Here is a 15175-nt window from a genome sequence, read left to right on the forward strand (position 1 = left end):
GTGCCGTGTCCCGCGCTGTCAGAGCGGGACGACCGGCCGGAACCCCCGCGAGGGGGATCCAGGAGCGTCGCGCACCGTCGAACGGTGTCGCGGGCAGCCCACCACCATCCGCCCCAGGGCGGGAACCGGTCGGTGGGCCACTCGCGTGCTGCACGTATGTGCCCAGATCAGGGGAGCGGCTGCCCGAACCGCCTCGGCGGAGAGGGTTTCCCCGGCTGCGGATTGCGACCTCCCGTTGCTGCTGACAAGCCGAAGAAACATTACGGAGAGAACGAAGTGGCGAACCAGTCCCGCCCCAAGGTCAAGAAGTCGCGTGCCCTCGGCATCGCGCTGACGCCGAAGGCCGTCAAGTACTTCGAGGCCCGCCCCTACCCGCCGGGCGAGCACGGCCGTGGCCGCAAGCAGAACTCGGACTACAAGGTCCGTCTGCTCGAGAAGCAGCGGCTGCGCGCGCAGTACGACATCTCCGAGCGTCAGCTCGTCCGCGCCTACGAGCGCGCCTCCAAGGTCCAGGGCAAGACCGGTGAGGCCCTGATCGTGGAGCTGGAGCGCCGTCTCGACGCCCTGGTCCTGCGTTCGGGCATCGCCCGCACGATCTACCAGGCCCGCCAGATGGTCGTCCACGGCCACATCGAGGTCAACGGTCAGAAGACCGACAAGCCCTCGTTCCGTGTCCGTCCCGACGACGTCGTCCAGGTGCGCGAGCGCTCCAAGGAGAAGACGCTCTTCACGATCGCCCGTGAGGGTGGCTTCGCCGCGGACGGCGAGACCCCGCGCTACCTCCAGGTGAACCTCAAGGCCCTGGCGTTCCGCCTGGACCGCGAGCCGAACCGCAAGGAAGTTCCGGTCATCTGCGACGAGCAGCTGGTCGTCGAGTACTACGCCCGCTGATTTTTCGGCGGTTGTAGTACCACTCGGAGCCCGCTGTCCCCTTGGGGGCGGCGGGCTTTCGCGTGCCCGTAATGCGGTACAGAGCGCTGCGCTGGGCGCGATAGGCTCCCGGGAGGCAAGTTTTACGCGTCAGGGAGTGGGTGCGGCGGTGTCCGGAGGAGAGGTAGCCGGGATCATCGTGGCCGTCTTCTGGGCGATCCTGGTCTCCTTCCTCGCCGTCGCGCTGGTGAGGCTGGCCCAGACGCTCAGGGCGACCACGAAGCTCGTGGCGGACGTGACCGACCAGGCCGTCCCGCTGCTCGCGGACGCCTCAACGGCCGTGCGTTCCGCGCAGACGCAGATCGAGCGGGTCGACGCGATCGCGTCGGACGTCCAGGAGGTCACCTCCAACGCCTCCGCGCTGTCGACGACGGTCGCCTCGACGTTCGGCGGCCCCCTGGTGAAGGTGGCCGCGTTCGGGTACGGCGTACGCCGCGCGCTCGGCGGCCGTAAAGAGGACGACCCCCGCCGTACCGTGATCGTGGGCCGGACGGTCTCCCGGCGGGAGAAGCGCGCCCGTGGGAAGAGGGACTGAGAGCAGCGATGTTCCGCCGTACGTTCTGGTTCACGACTGGCGTCGCAGCCGGTGTCTGGGCCACCACCAAGGTCAACCGCAAGCTGAGGCAGCTCACCCCCGAGAGCCTGGCCGCCACCGCGGCGAACAAGGCGATCGAGACGGGCGCCCGCCTCAAGGACCGCGCGATCGACTTCGCGCACGACGTCCGCGAGGGCATGGCCCAGCGGGAGGCCGAGCTGGAGGACGCGCTCGGCATCGAGTCGGCACCCGGACTTCCCGCACCCCGGCGCATCGTCGCCATCGAGAACAAGACCCACCCCCACACGACGTATACGTACAACCGGAATGAGGACCACTGATGGAGTCGGCTGAAATCCGCCGCCGCTGGCTGAGCTTCTACGAGGAGCGCGGGCACACCGTCGTGCCTTCGGCGTCGCTCATCGCGGACGACCCGACTCTGCTCCTCGTTCCGGCCGGCATGGTCCCCTTCAAGCCGTACTTCCTCGGTGAGGTCAAGCCGCCGTGGGCGCGCGCCACCAGCGTGCAGAAGTGCGTGCGCACCCCCGACATCGAAGAGGTCGGCAAGACCACCCGCCACGGCACGTTCTTCCAGATGTGCGGCAACTTCTCCTTCGGCGACTACTTCAAGGAAGGCGCCATCAAGTACGCCTGGGAGCTGCTGACCAGCCCCCAGGACAAGGGCGGTTACGGCCTCGACCCCGAGCGTCTGTGGATCACCGTCTACCTGGAGGACGACGAGGCCGAGCGCATCTGGCACGAGGTCGTCGGCGTGCCGAAGGAGCGCATCCAGCGCCTGGGCATGAAGGACAACTACTGGTCGATGGGCGTCCCCGGACCCTGCGGCCCGTGTTCCGAGATCAACTACGACCGCGGCCCGGAGTTCGGCGTCGAGGGCGGCCCGGCCGTCAACGACGAGCGGTACGTCGAGATCTGGAACCTCGTCTTCATGCAGTACGAGCGCGGCCAGGGCATCGGCAAGGACAACTTCGAGATCCTGGGCGAACTCCCCAGCAAGAACATCGACACCGGCCTCGGCCTGGAACGCCTCGCCATGATTCTGCAGGGCGTGCAGAACATGTACGAGATCGACACCTCCATGGCCGTCATCAAGAAGGCGACCGAGCTGACCGGCGTGGCCTACGGCGACGCCCACGACTCGGACGTCTCCCTGCGCGTGGTCACCGACCACATGCGGACGTCCGTGATGCTGATCGGCGACGGCGTGACCCCCGGCAACGAGGGGCGCGGCTACGTCCTGCGCCGGATCATGCGCCGCGCCATCCGCAACATGCGCCTCCTCGGTGCCACCGGCCCGGTCGTCCTGGACCTCGTCGACACCGTGATCGGCATGATGGGCCAGCAGTACCCGGAGCTGGTCACCGACCGCGAGCGGATCGAGAAGGTCGCCCTCGCCGAGGAGAACGCCTTCCTCAAGACGCTGAAGGCCGGCACGAACATCCTCGACACGGCCGTCACCGAGACCAAGCAGGCCGGCGGCACCGTCCTCGCCGGCGACAAGGCGTTCCTGCTCCACGACACCTGGGGCTTCCCGATCGACCTCACCCTGGAGATGGCCGCCGAACAGGGCCTGACCGTGGACGAGGACGGCTTCCGGCGCCTGATGAAGGAGCAGCGGGAGCGCGCCAAGGCCGACGCCCAGGCCAAGAAGACCGGCCACGCTGGCGCCGGCGCCTACCGGGAGATCGCCGACCGGACCGGTGAGACCGACTTCATCGGCTACACCGACACCGAGGGCGAGACCACGGTCGTCGGCATCCTCGTCGACGGCGTCTCCTCGCCGGCCGCCACCGAGGGCGACGAGGTCGAGATCGTCCTCGACCGCACCCCCTTCTACGCCGAGGGCGGTGGCCAGATCGGCGACACCGGGCGGATCCGCGTCGACACGGGTGCCGTGATCGAGGTCCGCGACTGCCAGAAGCCGGTGCCGGGCGTGTACGTCCACAAGGGCGTCGTCCAGGTCGGCGAGGTGACCGTCGGGGCCAAGGCCCACGCCTCGATCGACGCCCGCCGTCGCACGGCGATCGCCCGCGCCCACTCGGCCACCCACCTCACGCACCAGGCCCTGCGCGACGCGCTCGGCCCGACGGCCGCCCAGGCCGGTTCCGAGAACCAGCCGGGCCGCTTCCGCTTCGACTTCGGCTCGCCGTCCGCCGTCCCGACGGCCGTGATGACCGACGTCGAGCAGAAGATCAACGAGGTGCTGTCCCACGACCTCGACGTGCGCGCCGAGGTCATGGGCATCGACGAGGCCAAGAAGCAGGGCGCCATCGCCGAGTTCGGCGAGAAGTACGGCGAGCGGGTGCGCGTCGTGACCATCGGCGACTTCTCGAAGGAGCTGTGCGGCGGCACGCACGTCCACAACACCTCGCAGCTCGGCCTGGTCAAGCTGCTCGGCGAGTCGTCGATCGGCTCGGGCGTGCGCCGGATCGAGGCCCTGGTCGGCGTCGACGCCTACAGCTTCCTGGCCCGTGAGCACACGGTCGTCAACCAGCTCACCGAGCTGCTGAAGGGGCGTCCGGAGGAACTGCCGGAGAAGGTCTCGACGATGCTCGGCAAGCTGAAGGACGCCGAGAAGGAGATCGAGAAGTTCCGCGCGGAGAAGGTCCTCCAGGCCGCCGCCGGGCTCGCCGAGTCCGCCAAGGACGTCCGTGGCGTCGCCCTGGTCACCGGCCAGGTCCCGGACGGCACGACGCCGGACGACCTGCGCAAGCTGGTCCTCGACGTGCGCGGGCGCATCCAGGGCGGGCGCGCCGCCGTCGTCGCCCTGTTCACCGTCAACAACGGCAAGCCGCTCACCGTGATCGCCACCAACGAGGCCGCCCGCGAGCGCGGGCTGAAGGCCGGTGACCTGGTGCGGACGGCCGCCAAGACGCTCGGCGGCGGTGGCGGCGGCAAGCCGGACGTCGCCCAGGGCGGCGGCCAGAACCCGGCCGCGGTCGGCGAGGCCGTGGACGCGGTCGAGCGCCTGGTCGGGGAGACGGCGAAGTAATGCGACGTGGACGTCGGCTCGCGATCGACGTCGGGGACGCCCGGATCGGGGTCGCCTCGTGCGACCCCGACGGGATCCTCGCGACCCCGGTCGAGACCGTTCCCGGCAGGGACGTGCCCGCGGCACAGCGCCGGCTCAGGCAGCTCGTCGAGGAGTACGAGCCGATCGAGATCGTGGTCGGGCTCCCGCGTTCCCTCAAGGGGGGCGAGGGCCCGGCGGCGGTGAAGGTGCGGGGCTTCGCCGAGGCGTTGGCCAAGGCGGTAGACCCGATTCCGGTTCGGCTCGTGGACGAACGGATGACGACCGTGACGGCGAGTCAGGGGCTGCGCGCCTCGGGCGTGAAGTCGAAGAAGGGACGCTCCGTCATCGACCAGGCCGCCGCTGTGATCATCCTTCAGCAGGCCCTGGAATCCGAACGGGTGTCAGGGAAAGCACCCGGAGAGGGCGTCTAAGTGGTCATCTGATCGCGATACGGTAACGTTCCGCGCGATGCGGAGGTGTTCGAACAGCCTCCGCACAGCAAGAGGCGGAACCGCAGCCGGACCCCCCAGCCGCGACCGCCGCCTCGCGGCTCTAGGGGATCGATGACTGAGTATGGCCGGGGCCCAGGCCCCGCACCGTGGCATCCGGAGGACCCGTTGTACGGGGACGGCGGATGGGAAGGGCAGCAGGCGCCCATGGGGCACCAGCCTGCCTACGGGGGCCAGCAGCAGTACCCGCAGGAGCCGCAGCACCAGCAGGCGGCCTACCACGGCTGGTCGGACGGCGGCCAGCAGGCCGGCTACGGCCAGCAGCCCTCGTACGGTCAACAGCCGTCGTACGACCAGCAGTTCGACCAGTACGGGAACCCCGTCCACCCCCAGTACGACCAGCAGCAGTACGCCCACCACAACCAGCCGCAGGGCTACCACCAGGGCGGCTGGGACGGCAGCGGCAGCGCCGCGCAGATGCCCTACGCGGCCGACCCCGGCGACCCCTACGGCCAGCAGCCCGCCGCGTACGGCGCCGAACAGCCCGACTTCTACGGCACCCAGGACGCCTACCCGCCCCCGGAGCCCCCGGCCCGCCGCCGCGAACCCGACCCGGAACCGGAGTACGAGCCCGAACCGGAGCCGGCCGGCGGGGTACTGCCCGAGCCGGACGCCGAGGAAGCCGTCGCCGCGACCGCCGCCGAGGAGCGCGGGCGGCGCGGCGGCAAAGGGGACTCCGGCAAGAAGAAGCGGCGCAACGGCTTCGCCTGCCTCGTCGTCGTCCTCGTCTTCGGCGGCGGTCTCGCCGGGGTCACCTACTTCGGCATGCAGTTCTACGAGGACCGCTACGGCTCGGCCCCCGACTACGCGGGCGACGGCACGAGCGAGACCGTGTCCATCACCGTTCCCAAAGGGGCGGGCGGCGCGCAGATCGGGCGGCTGCTCAAGGCCGAGGGCGTGGTCAAGAGCGTCGACGCGTTCGTCTCCGCGTTCACGCAGAACGCCAAGTCGGGCACCATCCAGGCCGGTTCGTACGTGCTCAACAAGGAGATGTCCGCCAAGGCGGCCGTCGCGATGATGCTCGACCCCAAGAGCCAGAACAACCTGATCATCGCCGAGGGCACCCGCAACGTCGCGGTCTACGCGCAGATCGACAAGCGGCTCGACCTCTCCGCGGGCACCACCGCGAACGTCGCCAAGGAGAAGTACAAGGACCTCGGGCTGCCCGACTGGGCGCTCGACCACCCCGAGGTCAAGGACCCGCTCGAAGGGTTCCTCTACCCCTCCCGGTACGCGATCGCCAAGAACGACAAGCCCGAGACGCTGCTCAAGGAGATGGTCACCCGGGCCTCGCAGAAGTACGCGCAGCTCGGCCTGGAGAAGGAGGCCGACCGGCTCGGCCTCGACGGGCCCTGGCAGTTGCTGACCGTCGCGAGCCTCGTGCAGGCCGAGGGCATCAGCCACGACGACTTCCGCAAGATGGCCGAGGTCGTCTACAACCGCCTCAAGCCCGGCAACCCCCAGACGTACGGCTCGGTGGAGTTCGACTCCAGCTACAACTACATCAAGAACCAGAGCAAGATCGACCTCACGATCGCCGAGCTCAAGCGGTTCAAGAACCCGTACAACACGTACTACGTCAAGGGCCTGCCGCCCGGCCCCATCGACAACCCGGGCGACGATGCACTGCGCGGCGCGCTCAACCCGACCAAGGACGGCTGGTACTACTTCATCTCGATGGACGGCAAGACCAGCCAGTTCACCAAGACGCTCGCCGAACACGAGGAACTGGTCCGGGAGTTCAACAAGACGCGGCAGGGCTGACCTGACGGAGTGCGGGCCCTGGGGACACACCGGTCACGGTGTGGAGGACAATACGGTTCACAGAGCCCGTCCGACAACGGGTCCGACAGGTTTCAAGGACAGGTGCCATGACAGCTCGGGCCGCCGCAGCCCGCCGGGCCGCCGTGCTCGGTTCCCCCATCGAGCACTCCCTCTCCCCGGTGCTGCACCGCGCCGCGTACGACGCGCTGGGGCTCACGGAGTGGTCCTACGACCGGTTCGACGTCGACGAGGAGGCCCTGGCGGGCTTCGTCGCCGGGCTCGACGGGACGTGGGCGGGGCTGTCGCTGACGATGCCGCTGAAACGCGCCGTCATCCCGCTGCTGGACGAGATCAGCGAGGCGGCGGCGTCCGTGGAGGCCGTCAACACGGTGGTCTTCCACGAGGACGGGCGGAAAGTCGGCGACAACACCGACATCCCCGGCATGGTCGCGGCGCTGCGCGAGTGCGGGGTCGAGCAGGTCGAGTCCGCGGCGATCCTCGGCGCCGGCGCCACCGCGTCCTCCGCCCTCGCCGCGCTCTCCCGCGTCTGCTCCGGTGAGGTCGTCGCCTACGTCCGCAGCGAGGCACGGGCCGCCGAGATGAGGCAGTGGGGGGAACGCCTCGACGTCGACGTCCGCACGGCCGACTGGAGCGACGCCGCCGAGGCGCTGCGGGCGCCGCTCGTCATCGCGACGACGCCGGCCGGGACGACGGACGCGCTGGCCCACGCCGTCCCGGAACGCCCGGCGACCCTCTTCGACGTCCTCTACGACCCCTGGCCCACCGAACTCGCCGCGCGCTGGTCGATGTACGGGGGCGCGGTCGTCAGCGGGCTCGACCTCCTCGTCCACCAGGCGGTCCTCCAGGTCGAGCAGATGACCGGCGTGCACCCCGCGCCGCTCACCGTCATGCGAAAAGCGGGCGAACACGCGCTCGCCGCCCGCTAGGGTTCGCGGGGGCGCTGCGCAGGGGGCGGGGCGCGTTCGGGGGGAGAGCATCACCATGTTTCTGGCGTCCGGTTCCTTGGCGTCTGGCAAGAGCGAGATCTTCGAGTTCGTTCTCCAGTTCCTGCCCGACTGGATCCAGATGCCGGCCCTGGGCCTGTTCGTCCTCGTCGTCCTCGTCTCCTGGGGGATCAAACTGCGCCGCGAGCGGATACTCCGCCGGGCGGTCCGCGGGGCGGTGGCGGCGCACGGGGAGCTGCGGCAGCAGGGCGACGGCACCCGGGGCGCGGACTTCCTGGGCTCCTACGCCCCGCAGAACCAGCCCGAGCGGCGCTGACGCGGTTCCGGGCCACTCCGTGAGTCCGGTTGGTGGACCGGAGGGTGGGTTTGGTGAGGGGACGTGGGAGGATCGGGGTGGCGGGCCAGGGACGCGCCTCTGGGGCCGCCGAGGCCGTCCGCGTGGATGCGCGGACGGTGAGCGGTACCAGGCGCGAGCACCGAGGAGCATCGTTGAGCAGGCTGCGTTGGCTGACCGCGGGGGAGTCCCACGGCCCCGCACTCGTCGCCACGCTGGAGGGTCTTCCCGCCGGCGTGCCGATCACCACGGAGATGGTCGCCGACCATCTCGCGCGGCGTCGGCTCGGCTATGGCCGGGGTGCGCGGATGAAGTTCGAGCAGGACGAGGTCACCTTCCTGGGCGGCGTCCGGCACGGCCTGACGATGGGCTCGCCGGTCGCGGTCATGGTGGGCAACACCGAGTGGCCGAAGTGGGAGAAGGTCATGGCGGCCGACCCCGTCGACCCCGCCGAGCTGGCCGACTCCGCCCGCAACGCCCCGCTGACCCGCCCCCGCCCCGGCCACGCCGACCTCGCCGGCATGCAGAAGTACGGCTTCGACGAGGCCCGCCCGATCCTGGAGCGCGCCTCCGCCCGCGAGACCGCCGCCCGCGTCGCGCTCGGCGCCGTCGCCCGCTCCTACCTCAAGGAGACGGCCGGCATCGAGATCGTCAGCCACGTCGTCGAACTGGCCGCCGCGAAGGCCCCCTACGGCGTCTACCCGACCCCGGCGGACGTCGAGAAGCTGGACGCCGACCCGGTGCGCTGCCTGGACGCCGACGCGTCGAAGGCGATGGTCGCCGAGATCGACCAGGCCCACAAGGACGGCGACACCCTCGGCGGCGTCGTCGAGGTCCTGGCGTACGACGTCCCGGTCGGCCTCGGCTCGCACGTCCACTGGGACCGCCGGCTCGACGCGCGCCTCGCCGCCGCGCTCATGGGCATCCAGGCCATCAAGGGCGTCGAGGTCGGCGACGGCTTCGACCTCGCCCGCGTCCCGGGCTCGAAGGCCCACGACGAGATCGTCTCCACCCCCGAGGGCATCCGCCGCGTCACCGGCCGCTCCGGCGGCACCGAGGGCGGTCTGACGACCGGCGAACTGCTGCGCGTCCGCGCCGCGATGAAGCCGATCGCGACCGTGCCCCGGGCCCTGCGTACCGTCGACGTCGTGACCGGCGAGGCCACGCAGGCCCACCACCAGCGCTCCGACGTCTGTGCCGTCCCGGCCGCCGGGATCGTCGCCGAGGCGATGGTCGCGCTGGTTCTCGCGGACGCGGTCGCGGAGAAGTTCGGCGGGGACAACGTCGTCGAGACGCGTCGCAACGTCCGCTCGTACCTCGACAGCCTGACGATCCGATGAGCGGACCGCTGGTCGTCCTGGTCGGCCCGATGGGCGTCGGCAAGTCGACCGTCGGACAGCTCCTGGCCGCCCACCTGGGCGTGCCGTACCGGGACACCGACGACGACATCGTCGCCGCCCAGGGCCGGACCATCGCCGACATCTTCGTCGAGGAGGGCGAGGCCGCCTTCCGCGCGATCGAGAAGGCGGCCGTCGAGACCGCGCTCGCCGGGCACGAGGGCGTCCTCGCGCTCGGCGGCGGCTCGATCCTGGACGCCGGCACCCGCGCGCTGCTCGCCGGGCGCCGGGTCGTGTACCTGTCGATGGACGTCGAGGAGGCCGTCAAGCGCACCGGCCTCAACACCGCCCGCCCCCTCCTCGCGGTCAACCCCCGCAAGCAGTGGCGCGAGTTGATGGAGTCCCGGCGCGCGCTGTACGAGTCCGTTGCGACGACCGTCGTCGCGACCGACAATCGGACGCCGGAAGAAGTCGCCCGAGTCGCCCTGGATTCACTGGAGTTGAAGGACGTATGACGACACGGATCCACGTCGGCGGCGAGACCCCCTACGACGTGCTGGTGGGCCACCAGCTCCTCGGTGAACTCGCCGGGCTGATCGGCACCAGGGCCAAGCGGGTCGCCGTCATCCACCCCGAGGCGCTGGCCGAGACCGGGGACGCGCTGCGCGCCGACCTCGCCGGGCAGGGGTACGAGGCGGTCGCCATCCAGGTGCCGAACGCCGAGGAGGCCAAGACCGCCGAGGTCGCCGCGTACTGCTGGAAGGCGCTCGGCCAGTCCGGGTTCACGCGGACCGACGTCGTCGTCGGCGTCGGCGGCGGGGCCACCACCGACCTCGCCGGGTTCGTCGCGGCGACCTGGCTGCGCGGGGTGCGCTGGATCGCGATCCCGACGACCGTGCTGGCCATGGTCGACGCGGCCGTCGGCGGCAAGACCGGCATCAACACCGCCGAGGGCAAGAACCTGGTGGGCGCGTTCCATCCGCCGGCCGGGGTGCTCTGCGACCTCGCCGCGCTGGAGTCGCTGCCGGTCAACGACTACGTGTCGGGGCTCGCGGAGATCATCAAGGCCGGGTTCATCGCGGACCCGGTGATCCTCGACCTGATCGAGTCCGACCCCGAGGCCGCGCGCACGCCCGCCGGGCCGCACACCGCCGAGCTGATCGAGCGGTCCATCCGGGTCAAGGCGGACGTCGTGTCGTCCGACCTCAAGGAGTCGGGCCTGCGCGAGATCCTGAACTACGGCCACACCCTCGCGCACGCCATCGAGAAGAACGAGCGCTACAAGTGGCGGCACGGCGCCGCCGTCGCCGTCGGCATGCACTTCGCGGCCGAACTCGGGCGCCTCGCGGGCCGGCTGGACGACGCGACCGCCGACCGGCACCGGACGGTCCTGGAGGCCGTCGGGCTGCCCCTGCACTACCGCTACGACCAGTGGCCCAAGCTGCTGGAGACGATGAAGGTCGACAAGAAGTCGCGCGGCGACCTGTTGCGGTTCATCGTCCTGGACGGGCTCGCCAAGCCGACGGTCATGGAGGGCCCCGACCCGGCGGTTCTGCTGGCCGCGTACGGCGAGGTGGGGCAGTAGGCCCCGAGGATCACCTTCGCCCGATTCGCTTCGCACGACGGGCACTTCGGACCGCCCCCGGTCGTTCACCAAACGACGGCCGGGGGCGGTACCGTTCGGTGGGGGAGCGGGGTCGGCCCGATCACCCGCACGCCCTGGAGGCGGCCCGAGCCCGCACAGAACGAGACGGAGTGGCACCGGATGCAGCACGCAGTGGGTTCTCCGCTGCCGCAGCCCCCTCAGTGGGGGCACGGTCCGGCCGGCGGGGCGCCGGCCGCACAGCATTCGGGGGCGCCGCAGCCGCAGCATCATCCGGGGCAGGGGTTCGGGGTGCCGGTGCCTCAGCCGGGGATGCCGGGGGCGCCGGGGGTGCCTCAGCCGCAGGTTCCGCAGCCCCAGGTGCACCAAGTGCCCCAGCAGGCGCCTCAGGTACCCCAGCAGGTGTCCCAGCCTCAGGTCCCGCCGATCCCCCCGGCGCCGCCGGTCTCCCCGCCTCCGGCGCAGCCCGTCGCGCACCCCGCGGCCCAGCCGCCGGTGCCGCCGTTCACCCCGCCGCCTGCTGACGTCACCGGGCATGTCCCGCTGCCGTCCGGTGAGCCCGTCGTGGCCCCGGTTCCGGCCGCCCCGGATCCGGCGACCACCATGCTCGCGGTGCTGCTCATCGGCCCGGCGGGCGCGGGGAAGACCAGCGTGGCCAAGTACTGGGCGGACCACCGCCGGGTCCCCACGGCCCACATCAGCCTCGACGACGTCCGCGAATGGGTCCGCTCCGGCTTCGCCGACCCGCAGCGCGGCTGGAACGACAACTCCGAGGCCCAGTACCGCCTGGCCCGCCGCACCTGCGGCTTCGCCGCGCGCAACTACCTCGCCAACGGCATCTCCTGCATCCTCGACGACGCGATCTTCCCGGACCGCCCGGCGGTGGGCCTGGGCGGCTGGAAGCGGCACGTGGGCCCCGGCCTGCTGCCGGTCGTCCTCCTGCCCGGCCTCGAAGTCGTCCTGGAGCGCAACGCGGAACGCTCCGGCAACCGCCGCCTCACGGACGAGGAGGTCGCCCGCATCCACGGCCGCATGGCCGGCTGGTACGGCTCGGGCCTGCCGATCATCGACAACTCCCAGATGGACGTCCCCCAGACGGCGAGGGTCCTGGACGAGGTCCTGGCGAGGGCGATCGCCAGCCCGCCCAAATGGTGAGAGGTTTCGAACCGGCGTAGAGGGCAACCGACGTAGGGGCGCGGGGAACTGCGCGAAGCACCACGACGAGCCAGCACCCGGCAACGGTCTGGAGCCCCCCTTGGTCCCCCGAACGGCACTCTCCCAACCGGCACATTCCGGCACGAACTCCTACGCTCGACACATGTCAGACGCTCACGCGATCCGCCGGGCCCGCCTCAAAGATCGTTGCACCGCAGCGGGCAGCGCCACCGCGCTCGTCACCCGCCCGGCCAACGTGAGATACCTCTCCGGCGCGGCCCCCGCGAACGCCGTCCTCCTGGTCGGCACGGACGAGGACGTCCTCATCTGCCCCCACCCCCCGGAGGACCGCCCGGACGACACCCTGCGCGTCCACGTCCTCCCGACCGAGGCCGGGGACCCGGCCGTCGCGGCGGCGGACTTCCTGCTGGCCCAGGGCATCGACACCCTGGCCGTCGAGGAGCACCACCTCACGGTCGCCCGCCACCGGGCGATCCACTCGGTCGCCCCCCACCTCTACCTCAACGACCTGGCCTGCACGGTCGAGCAGCTGAGGATCGTCAAGGACGAGGAGGAGATCGCCGCCCTGCGGACCGCCGCCGAGATCGCCGACCAGGCGCTGGGCGAACTCCTGGAGTCGATCCTGGTCGGCCGCACGGAACGCCACCTCGCCCTGGAACTGGAACGCCGTCTGGTGGACCACGGCGCGGACGGCGCCGCCTTCCCGACGTCCGTCGCGACGGGCCCGCACGCGGGCGCGCGGGGCCACCGCCCCACCGACCGGCGCGTGGAGGAGGGCGACTTCCTCTCCGTCTGCCTCGGCGCGACCTACCGCGGCTACCGCTGCGAGATCGGCCGCACCTTCGTCATCGGGACGGCGCCGGCGGACTGGCAGATCGACCTGTACGACGCCGTCTTCGCCGCTCAGCGGGCCGGCCGGGAGGCCCTGGCGCCCGGCGTCGCCTACCGCGACGTCGACCGCGCGGCACGGCAGGCGCTGGAGGCCGCGGGGTGGTCCGAGGGGCTGCCGGCGCTCATGGGGCACGGGGTCGGACTGGAAATCGAAGAGGACCCGCAGCTCGCCCCCGCGGCCATGGGTAAACTGGACGCTTGCGTGCCGGTCACCGTCGAACCCGGGGTACACCTCCCGGGCCGGGGCGGCGTCCGGATCGATGACACGCTCGTCGTGCGCCCCGAGGCGGACGGCGGACCCGAGCTACTCACCATCACGACCAAGGAACTGCTCGCCCTGTAGGCAGGCGCCGGGGTCGTCCACGTCAGTCCAGGAGATTCCGCAACCGTGGCTTCCACGAACGACCTCAAGAACGGCCTGGTGCTCAAGCTCGACGGCGGCCAGCTGTGGTCCGTCGTCGAGTTCCAGCACGTCAAGCCCGGCAAGGGCCCGGCTTTTGTGCGCACCAAGCTCAAGAACGTGCTGTCCGGCAAGGTGGTCGACAAGACCTTCAACGCCGGCGTCAAGGTCGAGACGGCCACTGTCGACAAGAGCGACATGCAGTTCTCGTACATGGACGGCGACTACTTCGTCTTCATGGACATGGAGACCTACGACCAGCTGCACATCGACCGCAAGACCGTCGGTGACGCCGCGAACTTCCTCATCGAGGGCTTCGAGGCGACCGTCGCGCGGCACGAGGGCGAGGTGCTGTTCGTCGAGCTGCCCGCGGCCGTCGAGCTGACCGTCGCCGAGACGGAGCCGGGGCTCCAGGGTGACCGCTCCACCGGTGGCACCAAGCCGGCGAAGCTGGAGACCGGGCACCAGATCCAGGTCCCGCTCTTCATCACCACCGGCGAGAAGATCAAGGTCGACACCCGTACGAGCGACTACCTCGGCCGGGTGAACAGCTAACCGTGGCTGCTCGCAACACGGCCCGCAAGCGCGCCTTCCAGATCCTCTTCGAGGGTGACCAGCGTGGTGCCGATGTCCTGACGGTTCTCGCGGACTGGGTGCGGTTGTCCCGGTCCGACGACCGGCAGCCGCCGGTCAGCGAGTACACGATGCAGTTGGTCGAGGGGTATGCGGAGCATGCCGCCCGGATCGACTCGCTGATCTCCCAGTACTCGGTCGGGTGGACGCTCGACCGGATGCCGGTGGTGGACCGGAACATCCTGCGGCTCGGCGCGTATGAGCTGATCTGGGTCGACGGGACGCCGGACGCGGTCGTGCTGGACGAGATGGTCCAGCTCGCGAAGGAGTTCTCCACGGATGAGTCTCCGGCGTTCGTGAACGGGCTTCTGGGGCGGTTCAAGGAGCTGAAGGGTTCGTTGCGCCGGTAGTCGTGGGGGGTTTCGCTGCGCGGGCGGCTGCGGCTGCGTCGTGGCTTGTCGCGCAGTTCCCCGCGCCCCTAGGGGGTTGCTGAGCCCTGCGTTTCCCAGCGCCGTAGCTTCATAAAAACGTGCCGCCGGGTGGCTGGAACCGAATCGTTCGGTTCTGGCCAACCCGGCGGCACGTTTCTGCTTGGGCGGGGCAAGCGTGGTGGCCTGCTCAGCCTTCCTCGTGCGCGACCGCTCTGCGCGCGTCCGCGTCCAGGACGCCCCAGCTGATCAGCTGTTCGGTGAGGACCGAGGGGGACTGGTCGTAGATGACGGCGAGGGTGCGCAGGTCGTCCTGGCGGATCGAGAGGACCTTGCCGTTGTAGTCGCCGCGCTGGGACTGGATCGTCGCCGCGTAGCGCTGGAGGGGGCCCGCCTTCTCGACCGGGACGTGGGCGAGGCGCTCCAGGTCCAGGACCAGCTTCGGCGGGGGTTCGGCGGCGCCGCCCGGCGTCGTGCCCGGCAGCAGCTCCTGCACCGGGACGCCGTAGAAGTCCGCCAGTTCGGCGAGGCGCTGCACGGTGACGGCGCGGTCCCCGCGCTCGTACGACCCGACGACGACCGCCTTCCAACGGCCCTGGGACTTCTCCTCGACACCGTGGAGGGAAAGGCCCTGCTGGGTGCGGATCGCGCGGAGCTTGGCCCCGAGCTGTTTGGCGTATTCGCTGGACATATAGC

The 15175-nt window shown here is 70.8% G+C and carries 16 protein-coding genes; 15 read left to right on the forward strand and 1 reads right to left on the reverse strand.

Annotation, left to right across the window (positions count from 1 at the left end):
* Positions 1 to 276 precede the first annotated feature (276 nt).
* From rpsD to nusB, 15 genes are all read left to right on the forward strand, one after another.
* Positions 277 to 891, forward strand: coding sequence for a 30S ribosomal protein S4 (gene rpsD, locus IAG44_RS33090; protein WP_187750756.1), 615 nt, complete (start codon positions 277 to 279; stop codon positions 889 to 891).
* A gap of 148 nt (positions 892 to 1039) precedes the next feature.
* Positions 1040 to 1465, forward strand: coding sequence for a DUF948 domain-containing protein (locus tag IAG44_RS33095; RefSeq protein ID WP_187750757.1), 426 nt, complete (start codon positions 1040 to 1042; stop codon positions 1463 to 1465).
* A gap of 8 nt (positions 1466 to 1473) precedes the next feature.
* Positions 1474 to 1806 carry a hypothetical protein gene (locus IAG44_RS33100; RefSeq protein WP_187750758.1) on the forward strand — a complete coding sequence of 111 codons (333 nt, stop codon included), beginning with the start codon at positions 1474 to 1476 and terminating at the stop codon, positions 1804 to 1806.
* Positions 1806 to 4478 carry an alanine--tRNA ligase gene (gene alaS, locus IAG44_RS33105; RefSeq protein ID WP_187750759.1) on the forward strand — a complete coding sequence of 891 codons (2673 nt, stop codon included), beginning with the start codon at positions 1806 to 1808 and terminating at the stop codon, positions 4476 to 4478. The genes IAG44_RS33100 and alaS overlap by 1 nt, the downstream gene beginning before the upstream one ends.
* Entirely contained in the window at positions 4478 to 4930 is a 453-nt protein-coding gene (gene ruvX / locus IAG44_RS33110; protein ID WP_187750760.1) for a Holliday junction resolvase RuvX, read from the forward strand. The genes alaS and ruvX overlap by 1 nt, the downstream gene beginning before the upstream one ends.
* 132 nt (positions 4931 to 5062) lie before the next feature.
* A complete protein-coding gene (mltG, locus tag IAG44_RS33115; protein WP_187750761.1) occupies positions 5063 to 6772 on the forward strand; it encodes an endolytic transglycosylase MltG in 1710 nt (569 codons plus the stop codon).
* Positions 6773 to 6879: 107 nt separating this feature from the next.
* Positions 6880 to 7719, forward strand: a complete 840-nt coding sequence (locus IAG44_RS33120) for a shikimate dehydrogenase (RefSeq protein ID WP_187750762.1) — start codon at positions 6880 to 6882, stop codon at positions 7717 to 7719.
* A gap of 76 nt (positions 7720 to 7795) precedes the next feature.
* Positions 7796 to 8053 carry a hypothetical protein gene (locus tag IAG44_RS33125; protein ID WP_187750763.1) on the forward strand — a complete coding sequence of 86 codons (258 nt, stop codon included), beginning with the start codon at positions 7796 to 7798 and terminating at the stop codon, positions 8051 to 8053.
* A gap of 173 nt (positions 8054 to 8226) precedes the next feature.
* Positions 8227 to 9411: a chorismate synthase gene (gene aroC / locus IAG44_RS33130; protein WP_187750764.1), complete on the forward strand. Its 1185-nt coding sequence runs from the start codon at positions 8227 to 8229 to the stop codon at positions 9409 to 9411.
* Positions 9408 to 9923 carry a shikimate kinase gene (locus tag IAG44_RS33135; protein ID WP_187750765.1) on the forward strand — a complete coding sequence of 172 codons (516 nt, stop codon included), beginning with the start codon at positions 9408 to 9410 and terminating at the stop codon, positions 9921 to 9923. The genes aroC and IAG44_RS33135 overlap by 4 nt, the downstream gene beginning before the upstream one ends.
* Entirely contained in the window at positions 9920 to 10993 is a 1074-nt protein-coding gene (gene aroB, locus IAG44_RS33140) for a 3-dehydroquinate synthase (protein WP_187750766.1), read from the forward strand. The genes IAG44_RS33135 and aroB overlap by 4 nt, the downstream gene beginning before the upstream one ends.
* Positions 10994 to 11173: 180 nt before the next feature.
* Positions 11174 to 12166, forward strand: coding sequence for an AAA family ATPase (locus tag IAG44_RS33145; RefSeq protein ID WP_187750767.1), 993 nt, complete (start codon positions 11174 to 11176; stop codon positions 12164 to 12166).
* 163 nt (positions 12167 to 12329) lie between these two features.
* Entirely contained in the window at positions 12330 to 13421 is a 1092-nt protein-coding gene (locus IAG44_RS33150) for an aminopeptidase P family protein (protein WP_187750768.1), read from the forward strand.
* A gap of 45 nt (positions 13422 to 13466) precedes the next feature.
* Positions 13467 to 14033, forward strand: a complete 567-nt coding sequence (gene efp, locus IAG44_RS33155; protein ID WP_187750769.1) for an elongation factor P — start codon at positions 13467 to 13469, stop codon at positions 14031 to 14033.
* Positions 14034 to 14035: 2 nt separating this feature from the next.
* Positions 14036 to 14461 carry a transcription antitermination factor NusB gene (nusB, locus tag IAG44_RS33160; RefSeq protein ID WP_187750770.1) on the forward strand — a complete coding sequence of 142 codons (426 nt, stop codon included), beginning with the start codon at positions 14036 to 14038 and terminating at the stop codon, positions 14459 to 14461.
* 208 nt (positions 14462 to 14669) lie between these two features.
* Here the strand turns inward: nusB and bldD are convergent, their stop codons facing one another.
* Positions 14670 to 15170: a transcriptional regulator BldD gene (bldD, locus tag IAG44_RS33165; protein ID WP_187750771.1), complete on the reverse strand. Its 501-nt coding sequence runs from the start codon at positions 15168 to 15170 to the stop codon at positions 14670 to 14672.
* Between the last annotated feature and the right edge of the window lie 5 nt (positions 15171 to 15175).

Origin of the sequence: Streptomyces roseirectus (assembly GCF_014489635.1) — a bacterium.
GTDB classification, from domain to species: domain Bacteria; phylum Actinomycetota; class Actinomycetes; order Streptomycetales; family Streptomycetaceae; genus Streptomyces; species Streptomyces roseirectus.

Bases quoted from the DNA above. Each gene is read 5' to 3' on its own strand.
- IAG44_RS33100 (WP_187750758.1), top strand. From the start codon at position 1,474: ATGTTCCGCCGTACGTTCTGGTTCACGACTGGCGTCGCAGCCGGTGTC.
- alaS (WP_187750759.1), top strand. From the start codon at position 1,806: ATGGAGTCGGCTGAAATCCGCCGCCGCTGGCTGAGCTTCTACGAGGAG.
- ruvX (WP_187750760.1), top strand. From the start codon at position 4,478: ATGCGACGTGGACGTCGGCTCGCGATCGACGTCGGGGACGCCCGGATC.
- mltG (WP_187750761.1), top strand. From the start codon at position 5,063: ATGACTGAGTATGGCCGGGGCCCAGGCCCCGCACCGTGGCATCCGGAG.
- IAG44_RS33120 (WP_187750762.1), top strand. From the start codon at position 6,880: ATGACAGCTCGGGCCGCCGCAGCCCGCCGGGCCGCCGTGCTCGGTTCC.
- IAG44_RS33135 (WP_187750765.1), top strand. From the start codon at position 9,408: ATGAGCGGACCGCTGGTCGTCCTGGTCGGCCCGATGGGCGTCGGCAAG.
- aroB (WP_187750766.1), top strand. From the start codon at position 9,920: ATGACGACACGGATCCACGTCGGCGGCGAGACCCCCTACGACGTGCTG.
- IAG44_RS33145 (WP_187750767.1), top strand. From the start codon at position 11,174: ATGCAGCACGCAGTGGGTTCTCCGCTGCCGCAGCCCCCTCAGTGGGGG.
- IAG44_RS33150 (WP_187750768.1), top strand. From the start codon at position 12,330: ATGTCAGACGCTCACGCGATCCGCCGGGCCCGCCTCAAAGATCGTTGC.
- bldD (WP_187750771.1), bottom strand. From the start codon at position 15,170: ATGTCCAGCGAATACGCCAAACAGCTCGGGGCCAAGCTCCGCGCGATC.